This is a genomic window from Streptomyces sp. NPDC056161, from assembly GCF_042268025.1.
Lineage (GTDB): Bacteria > Actinomycetota > Actinomycetes > Streptomycetales > Streptomycetaceae > Streptomyces.
Window position 1 is genome coordinate 55,014 of sequence record NZ_JBHJUV010000020.1, and the last position, 18,045, is coordinate 73,058.

Consider the following 18,045-nt stretch of genomic DNA (forward strand, 5'->3'; position numbering starts at 1 on the left):
GGCGCGGGAACCACGCCGGTCGGCCGGCGCAGCCGGTGCGGGGACCACGCGGCGGACCGCCCCACGTCCGTCCGGCGGGCGTCGGCGCTCAGCTCACCTTGAAGCCCCGGTGCAGGGCCACCACACCGCCGGTGAGATTGCGCCACGCCACCTTCGACCAGCCCGCCGCGCGCAGCCGCCCGGCCAGGCCGGGCTGGTCGGGCCAGGACCGGATGGACTCGGCGAGGTAGACGTACGCGTCGGGATTGGAGGAGACCGCCCGCGCCACCGGCGGCAGCGCGCGCATCAGGTACTCGGTGTAGACGGTGCGGAACGGCGTCCAGGTGGGATGCGAGAACTCGCAGATCACCACCCGCCCGCCCGGCCGGGTCACCCGGTGCATCTCCCGCAGCGCGGCGTCGGTGTCCTGGACGTTGCGCAGCCCGAAGGAGATCGTCACGGCGTCGAAGGTGTCGTCCTTGAACGGCAGCCTCGTCGCGTCCCCCGCGGTGAACGGCATCCAGGCGTGCCGCTGCTTGCCGACCCGCAGCATGCCGAGGGAGAAGTCGCACGGGACGACGTAGGCGCCGGTGCGGGTGAACGGCAGCGACGAGGTCGCCGTGCCCGCGGCGAGGTCGAGGACCTTCTGGGCGGGGCGGGCGTCGACCGCCTGCGCGACGGCCTTGCGCCACACCCGGTCCTGGCCGAGCGACAGCAGGTCGTTGGTGAGGTCGTACCGTGCCGCCACGTCGTCGAACATCGAGGCGACTTCGTGCGGCTGCTTGTCCAGGGATGCGCGGGTCACGGACCCATTGTGGCAGGAGGGGCAGGACCGTCCCGGCAGCAGCCTCACCCTCACCCCCGTCCGAGACGTTTCCCTCCGGCCCGGACCCTCACCGTCCACGGTGCACGAGGCGGCACAGCCCGGACCCTCACCGTCCACGGTGCACGAGGCGGCGCAGCCCGGGGACCCTCACCGTCTACGGTGCACCAGGCGGCGCAGCCCGGACCCTCACCGTCTACGGTGCACCAGGCGGCGCAGCCCGGACCCTCACCGTCTACGGTGCACCAGGCGGCCCGCGCACACCGTGGCGATGCAGGCGCCGGTGTCGTCCAGGACGGCCAGGTCGGCGCGGCCGGACGGACGGAGCGCGGTCGGCCCGGAACCCGGCAGCACCGCCACGTCGTTGCGTTCGGCGGCCGCGCGGAGTGCGGGTGAGTCGACGTGGTCCGCCAGGACCGCCGCCGCGCCGAGCTTCAGCACGGCGTGGATCCGTTCGCGGGGGCTCGGGGCATCCGGGAGCGGCCCTTCGTGGACCCGGGCGGGCCCCAGACGGCCGGGCCAGCGGCGCACCCGCGCACCCGGGAACCGCTCACGCAGTTCCGCGAACGTCCCCACGGCACCGATCCGGTCCCGCCCCACCACGACGGCACCGTCCGCGACCGGCGCGGACTCCCAGGTGACGTAGACCTGGTCGGCCGCGTGAATGGTCTCCAACTCGCCCCCTCCACCGCTCAGTTCGACGCGAGCAGCTTCAGCTCGGGGTGGGCCGTGCCGCCCTCGATGGCGGTGGACGAGATGTGCGACATCACCCGCTCGTCGACGGGGTCGTTCGCCGGGTCGTCGTGGACGACCAGGTGCTCGTACGTCGTCGCGCGCTGCGCCGGTACCCGGCCCGCCTTGCGGATCAGGTCGATGATCTCCAGCCGGTTGGAACGGTGCTTGGCGCCCGCCGAGGAGACCACGTTCTCCTCCAGCATGATCGAGCCGAGGTCGTCCGCGCCGTAGTGCAGGGACAGCTGTCCGACCTCCTTGCCCGTGGTCAGCCAGGAGCCCTGGATGTGCTGGACGTTGTCGAGGAAGACGCGGGCGACGGCGATCATCCGCAGGTACTCGAAGAGCGTGGCCTGGGTGCGGCCCTTCAGGTGGTTGTTCTCGGGCTGGTAGGTGTACGGGATGAAGGCCCGGAAGCCGCCCGTACGGTCCTGTACGTCGCGGATCATCCGCAGGTGCTCGATCCGCTCGGCGTTGGTCTCGCCCGTGCCCATGAGCATCGTCGACGTGGACTCGACGCCCAGCCGGTGCGCGGTCTCCATGATCTCCAGCCAGCGCTCGCCGCTCTCCTTCAGCGGGGCGATGGCCTTGCGCGGCCGCTCGGGCAGCAGTTCGGCGCCCGCGCCCGCGAAGGAGTCGAGGCCGGCCTCGTGGATCCGGGTGACGGCCTCCTCGACCGTCACCCCGGAGATCCGGGCCATGTGCTCGACCTCGGACGCGCCCAGCGAGTGGATCACCAGCTGGGGGAACGCCTCCTTGATGGCCCGGAAGTGCTGCTCGTAGTACTCGACGCCGTAGTCAGGGTGGTGGCCGCCCTGGAACATGATCTGGGTGCCGCCCAGTTCGACGGTCTCGGCGCAGCGCCGCAGGATGTCGTCGAGGTCGCGGGTCCAGCCCTTGGCGGTGTCCTTGGGCGCGGCGTAGAAGGCGCAGAACTTGCACGCGGTCACGCAGACGTTCGTGTAGTTGATGTTGCGCTCGATGATGTACGTCGCGATGTGCTCGATGCCCGCGTACTTGCGCCGGCGCACCGCGTCGGCGGCGGCACCCAGGGCGTGCAGCGGAGCGTCGCGGTAGAGGTCGAGCGCCTCCTCGGGGGTGATCCGCCCTCCGGCGGCCGCACGGTCGAGGACGGACTGGAGGTCGGCCTTCTCGGTCACCGGGGCGTCCCTTTCGTCGACTGAATCAAAAGGTGCGCGCGAAACGCGCTGTGAACGGTGGTTCTGGGCGGCGGCGGACAGACCGGGCCAGCCTACGCCAGGCCGTTCACCTGCCCGTCCGCAGGCTCCGTACGGCCTGGCCCCCGCCGCGTACCAGCCCCCGGCCGCAGGCTCCCCATGGCCTGGCCCCGGGCCGCTTACCAGCCCCGCCGCAGATTCCGTACGAGCCCGGCCACCGGCCACGAGCCCACCGCGACGAGCCCGCCCGGCAGTGACCGCGACCCCACCGCCACGACCCCCACCACCGCGAGCCCCACCACCGCGAGCCCCGCGACCCCGCCGGGCTCAGGCCGCGTACCCGCCGGTCCCAGGCCGCGACCCCGCCGGTCCCCTGCTGCGACCCCGCCGGGCTCAGGCCGCGTACCCGCCGATCAGCAGCCCCACGTATGCCCCGGCGATCAGGAACGGCCCGAAGGCGATGGCCGATTTCCGGCCGGCCCGGCGGGCCACCACGAGGCCGCCCGCGTACAGCGCGCCGGACAGGAACCCGGCGAAGGTGCCGAGCAGCAGGGTCGGCCAGCCGTACCAGCCGAGTGCGGCGCCCGCGCCGAGGGCCAGCTTCACATCGCCGAAGCCCATGCCGCCGGGGTTGACGAGGAACAGCACGAAGTAGCCGCCGCCGAGCGCGAGGGCGCCGTACAGCGCCGTCAGCCAGTCACCGGCGTGCTCGGGCACGACGGCGGCCACGGCGAGCAGACCGAGCGCGGCGGCGGCCAGCGGCAGGGTCAGCGGGTCCGGCAGCCGCTGCACCCGGAAGTCCACGACCGCGAGCAGCACCCCCGGCGGGGCGAGCAGCAGCCAGACGCCGAGTTCGGGCCGGGTACCGGTGGTGGCGGCGAGGGCGGCGCAGACGAGCGCGGTGACGGCCGCGAGGCTCAGGACACGAGGGCCGTACCGGGCCGCGCCGCGGGCGCCGCGCGCGCTCCGGTCGTCCCGGGACGGGCCGTCGGGGGACGGGCCGTCGGAGGACAGGGCGTCGGAGGACAGGGCGTCGGAGGACAGGGCGTCGGAGGACAGGGCGTCGAGGGGCAGGGCGTCGAGGGGCAGGGCGTCCGGTTCGGCAGGCCGTGCGGCGCACTGTCCGCAGCGGCCCGGTCCGAGCCAGCCCCGTACCGGGTGTCCGGCCGGGCAGTGGTCGCGCCACGGCTCGCCCGCCGGGGCGGCGAACCGGTAGGCGGCCCGGGGCAGCAGCACGCCCGCCGCCGCGCCCCACAGCGCGGCGACGACGATCAGCGCGAGGTCGCTCATCCCGCCGCCGCGACGCCGTCGCGCCACGTCGGCAGCAGCTCGTCGAGGAGCGCTTCCGTGCGCGGCGGCAGTCCGCGGGCGCCGCTGCGGGTGAGCAGGTCGGCGGCGCGGGCCCGGAGCCGGGCCGGTTCGCCGGTGGCGTGGGTGGCGCGCAGCGACTCGTTCCACAGCCGCTCGTCGGACGGCGCGGTGCGCAGCGCCGCGTCCAGCGCCTCGATCGCCTTCTCCGCGCGGTCCTTCTCCAGGTGGAACGCGGACAGCGCGAGCCCGATGTCCGCGACCAGCAGCGGCAGCTGGGCGTCGACGATCTCGTGGGTGAGCCAGCGGTACCGGCCCTCGGGACGGTCCGCGAGCAGCGGCCCGCGGACCAGGACCAGCGCGTCGGTCAGCAGCCGCCCGCGGACGGCCCTGCTGTCCACGCCCTTGCCCTGCGTGGCCTCGTGGTAGAGGGAGCGCAGGACGTCCAGGTCGGAGACGACGGACTTGGCGAGGGTGAGCCGGCCGGTCGCGTCGGCGGCGAGGCGGGCGGTGCCGTCCGGGTCGCTGCCGAGCCAGCCGCGCAGCCGCTCGACGAGCGCGTCCCGTACGTCCTCGGTGACGCCGCGCGGCCACAGCGCGGAGGCCAGCACCCGGGGGTGCACGCCCTCCCGGTGCAGGAGCAGCAGGGCCAGCGCCTCGTGGAGCAGCGCGCTGCGCTCGCCGTCCGGGGTGTCCAGGCCGATGATCTCGTACGGTCCGACGAGGCGGGCGTAGACCGCGGGCCGGCCCTGCTCGCTGATGTCGACCAGGAACGGCGGGGCGTTGACCGGGCCGTCCGGATCGTGCTCGGGGTCGGCTTCGACGAACAGTTCGACGACGGCGCGCTGCTGGGCCACCGGCAGCAGCTGGGCGTCCAGGTCCAGGCCGAGCAGCGGGGCGAGCAGCCTGCCCGCGGCGGTGATCTCCATCTCCCAGGCCGCGCCGGGCAGATCACCGGTCTCGGTGCCGACCAGGTAGCCGATGCCGAGGCGGCCGGCGTCGGCGGCGAGTTCGGCGAGCCGCACGGCGTCCTCGGCGGAGGGCTGCGCGGCGAGCAGCACCAGGTGCGGCGCCCAACGGGTGTGCTGGGCGGGCCCGGTACGGCCGGTGAGGACGGAGTCGTGCCCGGCGGCGCCCAGGGCGCCGCGCCGCTGCCGGGTCTCGGCCGCCATGGTCTCGATCAGCGCCTCGATGCCGTCGAGGTGGCGCAGCCGGTTGGGGGCGAGCGCGGTCAGGTCCTCGCCGAAGCCGACCAGGGTGATGGTCATGCGGTCCGACCAGCCGTTGGTGGCGAGTTCGGCGGCGACCGACGCGAACACGGCGGCCCGGTCGGCCTCGCGTCCGCCGAGCGAGACGATGCCGGGCACCGCTTCCAGGTTGAGCAGCAGCCGGGAGTCGTCCATGGTGCCCAGGCTGACGAGGCCGGGGTAGGGCGCGGCGGTGTCCGTGTCCTCGTACCGGTCGGCGTCGGCGCGGGCGAGCGTCCAGAACGTCTGGTCCTGCCCGAGCTGCCAGGGCGCGGGCGGCTTGCCGGCGGGCTGGGCGAGTTGGAGGTGCAGGTCGCCGTTGCTCAGCCAGGCGGCGTAGACGACGGGCAGCGGGCGGGACTCGGCGGCGAGGGAGGCGGACAGGCCGCGCAGCGAGCGGTCGAGCAGCCGTACGCCCTCGGGGTCGGCGCCGACCAGCAGCGCGTCCTGCGCGTCCTGGGCGTCGCCGGTCGGCGTGGGCGGCTCCATGCCGCGCCGGCCGCCGACGGTTCCCAGGGCCGACTGCCACAGCGCCTGCCGGCGCCGCCTGCCGAGCGCGCCGAGCAGGCCGGCGGCGAGCAGCGGCGCGCCGATGAGGGCTTCCGGAAGGCCGAAGGCGTGGCCGGTGGACTGGCTGCCGGACGCGGCGGGCGTCGCGTGCCGCTGCCCGTGCCCGGCGCCGGCGCCGCCGTCCGATCCGCCGTCCGCGCCAGCGTGCGCACCGCCGTGCGCGCCGGTCTGCTGCGCGGGCAGCGAGACCTGGGCGGCACCCGAGCCGCCGCCCTGCTGGGCATGTCCCTGGGCCTGCTGGTTCGCTCCCCCGTCCGGTCCCCCGTTGCGCGCATAGTCCTGGATCTGCTGCTGGACGTCCGGGGCGGCGGCCTGGGCGGCGGGCATCTCGACCAGTTCGCCGCCGCGCGCGTCGGCGGGCATCTCCATGATCCAGCCGGGCCGGATGAGGCTGGCCTCGGACAGCCGCGAACCGTCGGGCTGGACGCGGTCCTTGTTGAGTTCGTAGATCTCCTTGTACCGGCGGCCGTCGCCGAGGTGCCGCTGCGCTATCTCCCAGAGGGAGTCGTGGTGGCGGCCCTCGGGCGGCTGGATCCGGTAGTACTTCGTCCCGGCGTCCTTGGCGACCGTGCCGCCCGCGTCCGCGTGGACGCCGTGGACGCCGGTCTGCGCCGCCTCAGCCGCCTGCGCGGCCTGTTCGGCGAGGGCGGCGGCCGTGCCGGAGACCTGCTCCTGCTGCTGGGCGAAGAGTCCGGGGGTCTGCTGGGCGGCGGCCACCGTGCCCCGCTGGTTGCCCTCCATGCTGTGCCCGAGCTGCGACAGCCCCGGGGTGAGGCTGGCCGCGGTGGCGCCGACCAGCAGCAGCGCGGCGACGAGTTGCCGGGCGAGCAGTTGGCTGGGCCCGGAGCCGGGCACCCGCCCGGCCAGCCCCACGCCGGACAGCGCGGCCTTGGCCTCGACGAGCACGCAGGCGGTGAACTGGGCCCAGGCGAGCCACACGATCACCGTCAGCACGTGCAGGAAGGTCTGGACGGTGATCTCCTGCTGCAACCACTCCAGGCTCGGCGCCCCGTGCGGCAGCGGCCACCCGACGGTGACGGCGAGGGCACCGGGCACGCCGACGACGAGCACGAGCAGGGCGAGGAACGCGAAGAACGCCTTGACGAAGTCCCCGAACGTACGCCGCCGCACGCGTACCGGCTGCGGTGTCCGATTCCTCGGGCCCGTCGGTCTTCCCGTCGAGCTTGATGTGCTGCGTCGCGCCATGGCGGGTGTCCTGGGTCGTGGGTGGGAGGAACTGGGCGGGGCGGGTCGAGCGAGTGGTTCCTAGGAGATCCTAGGGAGATCCTATTGACTGGGACTGACAGCGTCGAAGGTCCGCGGCGGCCGAACCCGGCGCACCGGCCCTCCCGTTCACCGGATCACCGGTCCACGAGCGTCGCCCCCGGCGATCGTCATCGGTTCCCCGTGCAACGTCTCCCCCCTTCACTTCTCCACCCCTTCACCTCTCCGCCCCTTCACCCCGTACGAACGTCACGCCGCACCCCCGGCTCAGCCGACCTCGTTCCGCGCCACCGCCTGGCCGTGCACGACCACGTTCCCGCCGTAGAACATGCCGGTGAACACCGGCTGGTACGTCAACTGCACCTCGACCTCGACCTGTTGGGTGTCGGCCAGCACGCAGTGGGTCGCGGCGATGTCGGCGCCCGTCATGTCCATCTCGCGGGCGAAGGTCTTCACCCGCGCGTCGCAGTTCTGGAAGTTGATCGGCGCGGGGCCGCCCGCGTTGTCGTAGAGAGCGTCCTTGTCTATGTCCTGGGCCGCGTAACGGGCCGCCTGTTCCGCGATGTCGGCGGCGCGTTCCCGCTTGGAGATGGACATGCCGCCGTCGATCACGAAGGCGGACAAGGAGAGGAAGACGAGGGCGAAGATGATCACCGCTCCGGCGCCGGAACCCCGGTCGTCAAGACCGGTCCGGCGCGCGGACCACCAGGCGCGTACCGCTGTCCTCACGCCGACCTCCGGTACGGGTCGAGCGGGGAGCTGAAGCTCGACGACAGCCGGGTCGGGATGTCCAGGCCCAGCATGGCCAGGCCCCGTACCTGGCAGCTCACCTCGACGGTGAAGATGCTGTCGGGTGCGAAGCCCTGGCTGGTCTGGACGACGGAGACCGGGCCGGAACACACGTCGGCGAGGTCCGCCTCGGCGGCCCTGCGGGCCTCGGCCATGGCGGTGCCGTGGTCCTTCTGGATCGAGCCGGCGCGGGCCGCGTCCCGCGCGGCGCCGTCCAGCGCACCCCGGCCGTCGACCAGTTGGCCGAAGGCCACCAGGACGAGGATGAACAGGATCATCACCGGCGCGAGGATCACGACCTCGACCGTGGACAGACCCCGGTCGTCGCCCGCGGGGTCGCGGCCGCGCATTCAGTTGCCCCCTTCCGGCACGAACCGCTCCACCGGTCCGGAGGACTGCGCGTGCACGGTCAGGTCGAGTCCCGGGAAGACCGTGGGGATCCGCGCCGAGATCTCCACACCCACCGTGCCCGCGTCCGGCTGGAGCAGCTTCACGTCCGGCGCGACCACCAGCTGCGGGCCGAGTTGGCTGATGTAGGAGTCGACGACATCACGGGCCTCGCCGCGCCAGGCGCCGGGCTGTTCGTCGGCGGTGGCGCGGGCCTTGCGGGCGCCCGCCTGGGCCGCCGCCTGGGCCACGTGGTCGGCGAAGAAGTACAGCGCGAACTGCACCGTCGCGAAGATCATGAAGAACAGGACGGGGGTGAGCAGCACGAACTCGATCGCGGTCATGCCCGAGTCACCGCTCTCGCCGCGCGCGGCCCGCGCACGGCGGCGCGCCCATCTGCCCACGCCCACAAACAACCCCGTCATCCCCGTCGTGTCGCGTCGTGTCTTCGCGTCTTCGCGTCTTCTTGTCGCGCCTTACAGCGGTCAGCAGGTCTTGCCCGCGTCCGCGCCCCTGATGCAGTCGCCGACCTTGTTCGCGCCGTCGCTCAGCGCGGCGTTGATGATCGCGGCCACCACGCCGACGATCGCCACCACCACCGCGGAGATGATGACCCACTCGACGGCGGAGGCACCACGGTCCAGTTCGCCGGAGCGGGCGCGCTGCACCCGGCACTGGAGGAAGGTGATCAGGAAGTCCACCGCCGGGATTCCGGTGCGGACGGTGCGTTCAGTCATGGAAGTCGTCCTCTCGACTCAGCTCGACTCGGCTGACGGTCTGGGCAGTGGGAGAAATGGAGCGGAAGCAGTGAAGTGAAGTGAAGGCGATGGATTCGGGTCGTGGGGCTCGTCGTTGCCGGTCGGAGGTTCACACCTGGAACACCCGCACGGCCGCAGGGAAGATCAGGAACACCAGGAATCCCGCGCACAGCAGCAGCTGCGCCACGAGCATCGACTGGGACTTCTCGCCCGCGCTGCCCTCGATCTCGGCGAGTTCGCGGTGCCGCATGGTCTCCGCGCGGGAGGCGAGCGACTCGCGCACCTTGGCGCCGTCGTCCGCGACCAGCGCCAGCGAGGCCGAGAGGTCCTTGAGTTCCTCGACGCCCAGCTCCTCCCCGAGCTGCCCGAGCGCCTGCCACTGGCTGATGCCGGTGATCCGGGCGTCGGACAGGGCGCTGCGGATGCGCTGGTTGGCCCAGCCGTCGGAGACCTCGGCCGCCGCCATCAACGCCTCGGGCAGGCCGCGCCCGCCGGCCAGGCTCATCGACACCAGGTCCAGATAGGCCCCGATGACCCGTCGCAGGTCCCGGCGCTTGTCGGCCGCGTCCCGCCGTACTTCGAGGTCGGGCAGGAAGAAGAAGAGCGCCGCGCACATCAGGGCCAGCCAGACCGGGATGACCGGACTGCGGCCGAAGCCCATCGTGTAGACGACCGCGAACAGGAACGGCCCGAAGAACAGCCCGGCCGTGGCCAGCAGCACCTTCGTCGCCAGGAATTTCTCCCAGCTGCGGTCCAGGACGGCGAGGTCGGCGCGCAGCGAGCGCTGTTCCCAGCCCTGGTGCAGGTAGAACTCGGAGACGCGGGCGCCGATCTCGGCGCGCAGCGCGCCGAAGCGTCCCGTGTCCTGCGTCTGCCGCGCGGACTCGTACGCCGCGCCCCGCGCCCGCATCGCGTCGATCCGCGCGACCTGGGCGACCGCGCTCCGCCTGGACGGCATCAGGGCGCGGACGAGGGCGTAGACGCCCAGTCCGAACACCACGCCGATCAGGATCGGCATCGTCAGGTTCACCGGCGTACACCCTCTTCCGACTGGAACGGCGGCTGCGACTGGTGGTGCTGGTGAGGATGGAGCGGCTGTTGGGCCTGCGGGGCGTGCGGCTGTGTGCTCGTGACCGCGCCGCGGGGCCGTACGAACTGCACCGACGACTCGTCGCGGACCAGGAAGCGTTCGGGCGTCTCGATCGTGGACAGCTTGCGCAGCCACCAGAAGCCGAGCGCGAACAGGGCGCAGACGAGGGCGAGTACGAGCTGGCCGACCGGGCTGCCGTACGGCGAGACGAAGTCGCGGTTGAAGATGGCGAGTCCGAGGACGAAGGCGATCGACACCGCGACCACGATCTGCACCGAGCGGCGCGTGGAGGCGCGCTGGGCCATCACGCGCTGGCGCATGTCGACCTCCTCGCGCGCCGACTTGGCGAGCGCGCCGAGGACTTGACGCAGACCGGGGCCGCGCAGCCGGGCGTTGAGGATCAACGCGGCCACGATGATGTCCGCGGACGCGTCGTCGATCTCGTCGGCGAGCACCTGGAGCGCGTCGGGCAGCGGAGTACGGGCGCGCAGCCGGTCGACGAGGGAGTCGAGGTGGGGGCGCAGGACGGGGGCCGCGGCCCGCGCGGACGCCGGGATGGCCTGCTCCAGGCCGACCGCGCCGGCGATGGTGTCGCGCAGGGACTCGGTCCAGGAGGCCAGGGCCTCCACCCGGCGCATGGCCGCTCGTTCCTCCCCGGCGCCGCCGAAGAGGCGGTCCCAGAAGAAGACGAGGACGCCGGCCGCGAGACCGGCCACCGCCCAGCGGGTCAGCAGCAGGACGGCGAGCCCGACGATCGCGGCGAGCGAGCCGCGCTGCCCGGCGAACCGGATCAGTTCGGCGGCCCGCTCGTTGGCCTTCTGCTTCTCGTGCGCCGGCTTGGCGGGCAGGCCGCGCACGGCGAGCATCAGCAGCGCGATGCCGCCGCCGACGGCGACGCCGCTGCCGATCGAGTACAGGACGGTGGTGGAGAAGAGGCCGCCCATGGAGCCGAGCGAGCCGAACGCCGTACGCGTGACGGCGTCGGTGCCGGTGCCCGTGCCGGTGCCGAGGGTGGCAGCGGTGGCGGTGGCGGTGGCGGTGAAGTACGTCATGGTCACCCCCACGCCCCGTGCGGCTGGTAGCCGTAGGCCATCAGGTCCTCCAGGCAGGCTATCGGCGCATGCGGTACGACCCGGCCGTCGGGCGTCTCGGCGAACACCTCGCTGGACAGCACCCGGCCGTCGACACCGTTGACCTCGCGGATCGAGGTGACCACGCGCTGGAGCCGGCCGCCGGTCTGGAAGTTGTTGCGTCGCTGGACGAAGACGACGAAGTTCACGGCCCCCGCGATCAGCATCTGGCTGGCCTCGATGGGCAGCCGCTCGGACGCCTGCAACGCGTAGGTGGAGATACGGTTGAAGACCTCGCTGGAGCTGTTGGCGTGGATCGTGGAGAGCGAGCCGTCGTTGCCCTGCGACATCGCGTTGAGCATGGTGACGATCTCGTCGCCCAGCACCTCACCGACGATCACCCGGGACGGGTTCATGCGCAGCGAGCGGCGGACCAGCTCGGCCATGCTGATGGCGCCCTGGCCCTCGGAGTTGGGCAGCCGTTCCTCGAACGCCACCACGTTGGGGTGCAGGTCGGCGAAGGTGTCGAGGCCGAGTTCCAGGGCGCGTTCGACGGTGATGAGCCGCTCGCCCGGCGGGATCTCGTTGGCGAGGGCACGCAGCAGGGTCGTCTTGCCCGCGTTGGTGGCCCCCGCGATCATGATGTTCTTGCGGGCGCGGACGGCGCAGGCGAGGAAGTGGCCCAGCTCGGGGCCGAGGGTGCCGTTGCCGACGAGGTCGGAGATGAACACCTTGCCCATGCGCGCCCGCCGGATGGACAGCGCGGGCCGCCGGGCGACGTCCATGACGGCCGAGAGCCGGGAGCCGTCGGGCAGCCGCAGGTCGAGCTGCGGGTTGGCGGAGTCGAAGGGCCGGGAGGACAGACCGGAGTAGGCGCCCAGCACCTGGATCAGCTCGATCAGTTCCTCGTCGGTCTCGGCGACGGGCTCGCCCTTGACCTCGTGCCCGTCCGAGTAGCCGACGAAGACCTGGTCGCAGCCGTTGATGTCGATGTTCTCGACGTCGGGGTCGTCCAGCAGGGGCTGGAGCCGGCCCACACCGAAGAGGGCGGCGTGCACGGCGGCCGCGTACTGCTCCTCGGTCTCGGCGTCCAGCGGGGTACGGCCCGCGTTGATCTCGGTGCGGGCGTACTCCTCCAGGATCTGCGCGATGACCGCGCGGGCGTACTGCCGCTCGTCCTCCGTGGACATCGGCGACACGCCGCGGACCTGGTCCTGACGGCGCTGTTCGGCGATGCGGTCGCCGGCGTCCTGCCGGAACCGCTTGACCAACTGGTGGTCGACAGCGGTCATCGTCCGGCCCCCGCGTGACCCTGCTGGGGCCGCTCGCCCTGCTGCGGCGGCTGCTGGCCCTGCTGCGGCGGCTGCTGCCGGCCCTGCTGCGGCTGGTACGCCTGCTGCTGGGGCTGCTGTCCGCCGTGGTGCGCCTGCTGCTGGGACTGGTGCGCCTGCTGGGCCTGGGCGGACGCGGCCCACGCGGCGCCGTACTGCTGGTACAGGTCGGCGGTGACCTTGCGGGCCGAGCGGATCAGCAGCGACTTCTCCAGGCGCCCCCGCTTGCGGCCGGCCAACTGCTCCGCGCCGGACGGGTCGTCGGCGAGCGTGCCGACGACCCGCGCGCCGGTCTGGGCGTGCACCAGCATGTCGTTGACCTGGCCGGCGAGCTTGGCGGAACTGCTCGGGTCGGCGACCAGGACGACGCCGATGAGCGGGGTGGCGAGGGTCGCGGCGCCGCGCGGGCCGCCGTGCAGCTTGACGGAGAGCGCGGCGGCGCGGTCCCGGACCCGGGCCAGCGACTCGGGCTCGGTACGCGAGACCAGCAGGACGAGCGCGGCGTGCGGGAACAGTTCCACGGCCGGGGTGTCGCCGCTGATGCGTCCGCAGTCGGCGATGACGTCGGCGGGGGCGTTCGGGGAGTCGGCCAGGGAGGCGAAGGCGTGCCCGAGGGTGGGCCACAGGCCGGCCAGCCCGGCCGCCTGCTCGGCGATACCGAGCCCGACGAGGACTTCGAGCCCGCCGCTCAGCGGCTGCACGTGGTCCCAGAGCTGGTCGGGCACGAGCCCGCGCCGGGCCGTGGCCGCTATGGACAGCATGCCGGTGTTCGGGTTGAGCGGCCCGCCGTGCGCGGCGGCGCTGCGGTAGACGAGGTCACCGCCGGCCGGGTCGGCCTCGGCGAGCAGCGCGCGCCTCGGCCAGACGGCGGCGAGGGCGACGGCCGCGGTGGTGACGCCGGGGGAACCCTTGTCGGCGGCGATTGCGATGAGCGCCATGGGGTGGGTGCCGCCTTCTAGTTGCCGGTGCCGGGAACTCGCACGACGGCCACCGCGTTGGCGGACGCGGCACGTGCCACGGCGGCGGCGTCGGCCTCGTCGACGAGCAGGGTCAGCGAGAGGTTGCCCGTGCTGACGGTGGCGTCACTGCCGTCGGACTTCGAGCTGACCCGCGCGTCGCCGACGATGAGCCCGCCGGAGGAGGTCCCGGACGAGTCGGCCGAGCTGCCCGAGTTCGAGCCGCCGGAGTCGACGCTGTAGACGGCGACGGTGTCACCGGGCTTGATGTCGGCCGGGTACTGGCCCTGCTTGAGGGAGACGCCGACGGACGCCTTCCCCTTGGGGAGGGAGTCGCCCGCGGCGAACATCTGCCCCACCACGACCGTGCCCGTGTAGATGGTGGACTTGGCCTTGAGGGTCTTGAGGGTGTCGAGCTGGTCCCAGCGGACGTAGTCGATGCCGTCGTCGGCGGCGACCATCACGGACGTCACCCCGCCGTTCTTGACGGACTCGCCGACCGGGATCTCCTTGGTCACCTTGATGACCTCGATCCGGTCACCGGCGCGCAGCACGAGCGTCGTGGCGCCGAGCGCGCCGAGCAGGATCAGCAGCACGGCGAGCGCGGCCAACGCCGGTTTGCGCTCACGAGGCGGAGTGGGCAGCCGGTCACCGACCGACGGCTGAGCCGGAGCGGCGGCACGACCCGCGCCCGCCCCCGTACGCTCCTGGATCTTCACGCAACCGCTCCCCGTACCCGCAAGAAATGCCTGCCAAGTTGCCAAAAAAAGCGGACACTTCACCCCCGACGCCCGCGCGTGAAACACGAGACGTGCTGGACGCACCGCCCGAGCCGGGCGGATACCCAGCACCAGGGTGAGTGTCAAGCGAACGCACCGTATCAGCCGTACATAAGCCCCTCAAGGCACGCTCCGTGTGCGTGGACCCACCCGGAACGCGGTCGCGCTCCGCAACATCCCCCCAACACACAGCAGTTGAACCAAGGGGGTACGGAGCCTACTGCCTGCGCTCCGACGAACACCCGACAATCCCACCGCCGGGCAAGCGCTCACCGGGCGGACACGATGCCTGCACGTTTCGCCCACGAGAGGTGCGGGCGGTTCCCCACCCTCCGTACGGGAAACCGCTGTTGCCCCCGCACCGTTCCGGCGGCCGACGCCGCTCCAGCCTGGCGGAACCTCCAATCCCAGGGATACCGTCAGTGCCCTTGACAGCCTTCATGTCTCAACGGGGAGCCCACAGTGATGCGCCGCTCTGCGCCGATTGCCACCGCGGTTGCCGCAACCGCAAGCCTCTTGCTGACGGGGTGCGGCGGGGGTGACTCGGGCGGGGACGGGGGGAGGATCGCGGGGGCCGACAGCGGGGACTCCTCGCCCTCCGTGGCTCCGAGCCCGACGACGAGCGGCGCCACGCGGCCCGACCTGGCGCTGCCGAGCGACGTACACGAAACCTTCGAGGGCTGGAAGACCGGGGACGCCACCAAGGACGCGGTCCTGGCGGACGCCGGAAGGGCGCAGACCGCGGTGACGTACTCCGTCACCAAGGGGGACCCGGAAACCTCCGCGCTGGCCTTCTACCAAGCCGACACGGCCCTCGCCGGGAGCCAGGACTGGGTCAAGTCGATCGTGGACTCCGGCCTCACCTACTCGGGTGCTGTGCGTTACTACGCGGCCAGGATCAGTGTCTTCGACAAGAAGACCGCCGGTGTGTCGTACTGCGCGGACGAGAGCAAGGCGTACAACAAGAACCGGAAGACGGAGAAGGTCGACAAGGAACCAGCGACCGCCGAATCCTATGTGCTCTACAGCACCCGCCTTCAGTTGAACGACAAGGGCGTCTGGCAGACCACGAAGCTCGAATCGGAGCGGGGGAACAAGGCGTGCACTCCTTGAGGATCAGGCATTGCTGGCTCCCCGCAGGGGCAGCCGCGGTCACCTTGGCGCTCCTTCCCGGCACCGCCTTCGGGTGGGGAACGCCTGGAAAGTCGAACGGCCAGAAGACCGAGACCCGCGGCGGGCAGGACGGCGGACGGCTCTACTCGTTGATCACTTTCAGCGGTTCCACCGCGGGCGGAGGCGGCGACAAGGGCCATGTCACACCCGTCGGCGACTGGACCCCACCCGCATGCTGGTACGAACCGAGAAGCGCCGCGGACTTCTCCGAGTACGTCGAGAACATGTACACCGAAACGATCAATACGCCGGGCCAGCACAGCTACGCCAAGGCGTCCGTCGGCATGTTCCGCAACGACTACAAGGACGGCACGTACAAGAACTACAACCTCGGCATACAGGACGAGGGCAACTGGTGGGTCGCCGTCGTCGACCAGGACCGCTGGATGGAGCCGGCCGCCCAGGTCTGCGACAAGCAGCCCTTCTGGGTGGAGAACGGTGCCGCGCCGCCCGTGGACCACGCGGTCACCCCGCAGATCCTCGCCGAACTCGCCTACAACCGCGTGCGGCTGCCCGCCACCGAGGTGAGCCTGGCGCCGCAGGACACCACCAAGGTCAATCTGCCCACCTGGGCCTGGCTCGACAAGGCCCGGTTCAAACCGGTCTCGGTGACCGCCGCCCTCGATGTCGGCGGCATGCACATCCAGGCCACGACCACCGCCGAACCAGTCGCGCTCAGGCTCGAACCCGGCACCCGAGACGCCACGACCCATCCCGGTTCGGGCGACTGCACACTCAACGCCGACGACTCCGTCGGAGAGCCCTACGCCAAGGGCAAGGCCGACCGGACCCCGCCGTGCGGCGTCACCTACCTGCGCTCCTCCGGGAACGGCACGTTCAGGCTGCGGGCCACGGTGACCTGGCGGATCACCTGGACGGGCACGGGCAATCCCGACCCGAAGCGGCTCCCTGACGGCACGTTCGGCAACGACCAGGCCGTCACGGTCCAGGAGATCCAGTCGGTCAACCGCTGACGACCCACCCACCAGCTTCGCGACGTGCCCTCGCGACGGGCCCGTGACCGGAGACCGGAGACCGGAAGACGACATGAGCGACCTGCGCCTCGAAGACACCGTCTTCGAACACCTGAAGAAGACCTTCTCCACCATCAGCGACCGCATGGAGGACGCCCGCCGCAGCCTGCGCGGCACCGACGCCTCGGCCGTCGGCGAGAGCAAACTCGTCGACGACGTCCAGGACTTCGCCGACGACTGGGGCTACGGCATCAAACAGCTCGGCAAGCACACCCAGGGCGCCGTGAAGATGATCAACACCATCGGCGACACCTTCGACAAGCTCGACCAGGAACTCGCCGAATCACTCAAGGTCAAGAAGAAGGGCAAGTGACGTGACCGGCAAGCGGCCCTCCTTCCCCCGCATAGGCTGGGACCCCACCCCCGGGGACGTGATCGACACCCGGGAACTCGCCAAACGACTCGGCAACCTGGCCGGCGAACTCGGCACCGCGGTACACGAACTCGAACGCATCGAATGCGGCGCCTGGAAGGGCAAGACCGCGATCGCCTTCACCGAGTACATCGGCGAGGACGTCACACCGCTCATCCGCAAGAGCTACGAATCGTTCGACAAGGCGTCCAGGGCGCTCCACCGGTGGGCAGGAGAGCTCCAGGACTTCCAGGACGAAGCGGACCGGCTCGAAAAACTCGCCGGCGAGAAACTCGACGCCAAGGACAAGGCCAAAGCCGAGGCCGGCAGCGACGGCAGCGACGAACTCGGCAAAGCCTCCGGCGCCGTCGACGAGGTCATCAACAAGGTCCACGACCTCGAAGACCGCTACAAGCAAGCCGCCCACAAGATAGGCAAGGAACTCGACAAGGCCGCGGACATAGCCCCCGACGAACCCGGCTTCTGGGAAAAACTCGGCAAGGGCATAGCGGACGCCTGGGACGCCACCGGCGACTGGCTCAAGGAACACGCCGACCTGATCAAAACGGTCGGCGACATCCTCAGCAACGCGTCCGCGGTACTGGGCATGCTGGCCATCGCCACCCTCCCCTTCCCTCCACTCGCCGCCATCTTCGGCACAGCCGCCCTCATCGGCAGCGGACTGGCCCTGGCGGCCCATGGCGTCGCCATGGCCGCCGGTGCGGATGTGAGCTGGATGACGCTCGGGACCGATGCGTTGGGGCTGATGCCGGGGCTCGGGATGTTCGGGAAGGGGATCAAGATCGCTGGTAAGTCCGCTGAGGTGGCGAAGGGGGCAGCGGCGGCCAAGGCTGCCGCGCTGGGCAAGGGATTCCGGATCGCGAATATCGGTGAATCACGCATTCAGATGGCCATGGGCAAGGCATCGATAGACATCAAGGGCGGACTCGGACTAGCGGGCTTGGTGAAGATCCGTGGAATGTCCGAATTCACCTACGAGGTTTCCCACGCAACCAGCGGACTGGCAACGCGCATGGGGGGCGTCGTGAGCGCCGGCTATCACGAGGGACAGTGGATCGGCACCAAGGGAATCAACACCCTCACAAAATTGGAGGTAGATCCAATGAGCGGAATGGGCCGAGTCATCGACGGCAGCCTCAAGATCGCCCCCAAGGCAATCACCAATATCAAGGACGCCGTCTCCAGCGATTAGCATGGCAACTGAAATCCATACCGTGACCACTGCCAAGCATGGACGACAAAGA

General features: G+C 71.5%; 18 protein-coding genes. 4 read left to right on the forward strand and 14 right to left on the reverse strand.

Annotation, left to right across the window (positions count from 1 at the left end; all coding sequences use genetic code 11):
• Positions 1-88: 88 nt before the first annotated feature.
• The 14 genes from ACFC09_RS20050 to ACFC09_RS20115 all read right to left on the reverse strand — a co-directional run bounded on the left by ACFC09_RS20050 (position 89) and on the right by ACFC09_RS20115 (position 14,161).
• On the reverse strand, positions 89-784 hold the full coding sequence (locus ACFC09_RS20050) for a demethylmenaquinone methyltransferase (protein WP_376529950.1): 696 nt from the start codon (positions 782-784) through the stop codon (positions 89-91).
• Between the two features lie 246 nt (positions 785-1,030).
• The gene (locus ACFC09_RS20055) at positions 1,031-1,477 is read right to left on the reverse strand and encodes a hypothetical protein (protein WP_376529952.1); all 447 of its coding nucleotides are present in this window, start codon (positions 1,475-1,477) and stop codon (positions 1,031-1,033) included.
• Between the two features lie 17 nt (positions 1,478-1,494).
• Positions 1,495-2,694, reverse strand: a complete 1,200-nt coding sequence (mqnC, locus tag ACFC09_RS20060; RefSeq protein WP_376529954.1) for a cyclic dehypoxanthinyl futalosine synthase — start codon at positions 2,692-2,694, stop codon at positions 1,495-1,497.
• A gap of 411 nt (positions 2,695-3,105) precedes the next feature.
• Positions 3,106-4,002: a prepilin peptidase gene (locus ACFC09_RS20065; protein WP_376529956.1), complete on the reverse strand. Its 897-nt coding sequence runs from the start codon at positions 4,000-4,002 to the stop codon at positions 3,106-3,108.
• A complete protein-coding gene (locus ACFC09_RS20070) occupies positions 3,999-7,043 on the reverse strand; it encodes a BTAD domain-containing putative transcriptional regulator (protein WP_376529958.1) in 3,045 nt (1,014 codons plus the stop codon). The genes ACFC09_RS20065 and ACFC09_RS20070 overlap by 4 nt, the downstream gene beginning before the upstream one ends.
• A 285-nt stretch (positions 7,044-7,328) precedes the next feature.
• Positions 7,329-7,790 carry a TadE/TadG family type IV pilus assembly protein gene (locus ACFC09_RS20075; protein ID WP_376529960.1) on the reverse strand — a complete coding sequence of 154 codons (462 nt, stop codon included), beginning with the start codon at positions 7,788-7,790 and terminating at the stop codon, positions 7,329-7,331.
• The gene (locus tag ACFC09_RS20080; protein WP_376529963.1) at positions 7,787-8,200 is read right to left on the reverse strand and encodes a TadE/TadG family type IV pilus assembly protein; all 414 of its coding nucleotides are present in this window, start codon (positions 8,198-8,200) and stop codon (positions 7,787-7,789) included. The genes ACFC09_RS20075 and ACFC09_RS20080 overlap by 4 nt, the downstream gene beginning before the upstream one ends.
• The gene (locus ACFC09_RS20085) at positions 8,201-8,662 is read right to left on the reverse strand and encodes a TadE family protein (RefSeq protein WP_376529965.1); all 462 of its coding nucleotides are present in this window, start codon (positions 8,660-8,662) and stop codon (positions 8,201-8,203) included. It abuts the gene before it with no gap.
• Between the two features lie 60 nt (positions 8,663-8,722).
• Complete coding sequence (locus tag ACFC09_RS20090) at positions 8,723-8,974, reverse strand: hypothetical protein (protein WP_376529967.1); 252 nt, start codon at positions 8,972-8,974, stop codon at positions 8,723-8,725.
• Positions 8,975-9,104: 130 nt separating this feature from the next.
• Positions 9,105-10,025 carry a type II secretion system F family protein gene (locus tag ACFC09_RS20095; protein ID WP_376529969.1) on the reverse strand — a complete coding sequence of 307 codons (921 nt, stop codon included), beginning with the start codon at positions 10,023-10,025 and terminating at the stop codon, positions 9,105-9,107.
• Positions 10,022-11,029: a type II secretion system F family protein gene (locus ACFC09_RS20100; RefSeq protein ID WP_376530180.1), complete on the reverse strand. Its 1,008-nt coding sequence runs from the start codon at positions 11,027-11,029 to the stop codon at positions 10,022-10,024. Before ACFC09_RS20100 ends, ACFC09_RS20095 begins: the two co-directional genes overlap by 4 nt.
• A 110-nt stretch (positions 11,030-11,139) precedes the next feature.
• Positions 11,140-12,447 carry a CpaF family protein gene (locus ACFC09_RS20105; RefSeq protein ID WP_376529971.1) on the reverse strand — a complete coding sequence of 436 codons (1,308 nt, stop codon included), beginning with the start codon at positions 12,445-12,447 and terminating at the stop codon, positions 11,140-11,142.
• Complete coding sequence (locus ACFC09_RS20110; protein WP_376529973.1) at positions 12,444-13,424, reverse strand: hypothetical protein; 981 nt, start codon at positions 13,422-13,424, stop codon at positions 12,444-12,446. The genes ACFC09_RS20105 and ACFC09_RS20110 overlap by 4 nt, the downstream gene beginning before the upstream one ends.
• A 17-nt stretch (positions 13,425-13,441) precedes the next feature.
• Positions 13,442-14,161, reverse strand: coding sequence for a hypothetical protein (locus tag ACFC09_RS20115; RefSeq protein WP_376529976.1), 720 nt, complete (start codon positions 14,159-14,161; stop codon positions 13,442-13,444).
• Positions 14,162-14,821: 660 nt separating this feature from the next.
• Here ACFC09_RS20115 and ACFC09_RS20120 point away from each other — a divergent pair.
• From ACFC09_RS20120 to ACFC09_RS20135, 4 genes are all read left to right on the forward strand, one after another.
• Positions 14,822-15,334 (forward strand): hypothetical protein, encoded by a 513-nt coding sequence (locus tag ACFC09_RS20120; RefSeq protein ID WP_376529978.1) that lies wholly within the window; start codon positions 14,822-14,824, stop codon positions 15,332-15,334.
• 44 nt (positions 15,335-15,378) lie between these two features.
• A complete protein-coding gene (locus ACFC09_RS20125) occupies positions 15,379-16,368 on the forward strand; it encodes a hypothetical protein (RefSeq protein ID WP_376529980.1) in 990 nt (329 codons plus the stop codon).
• 73 nt (positions 16,369-16,441) lie between these two features.
• Positions 16,442-16,741 (forward strand): hypothetical protein, encoded by a 300-nt coding sequence (locus tag ACFC09_RS20130; protein WP_376529982.1) that lies wholly within the window; start codon positions 16,442-16,444, stop codon positions 16,739-16,741.
• A 1-nt stretch (position 16,742) separates the two neighbouring features.
• On the forward strand, positions 16,743-17,993 hold the full coding sequence (locus ACFC09_RS20135; RefSeq protein ID WP_376529984.1) for an enoyl-CoA hydratase/isomerase family protein: 1,251 nt from the start codon (positions 16,743-16,745) through the stop codon (positions 17,991-17,993).
• Positions 17,994-18,045 lie beyond the last annotated feature (52 nt).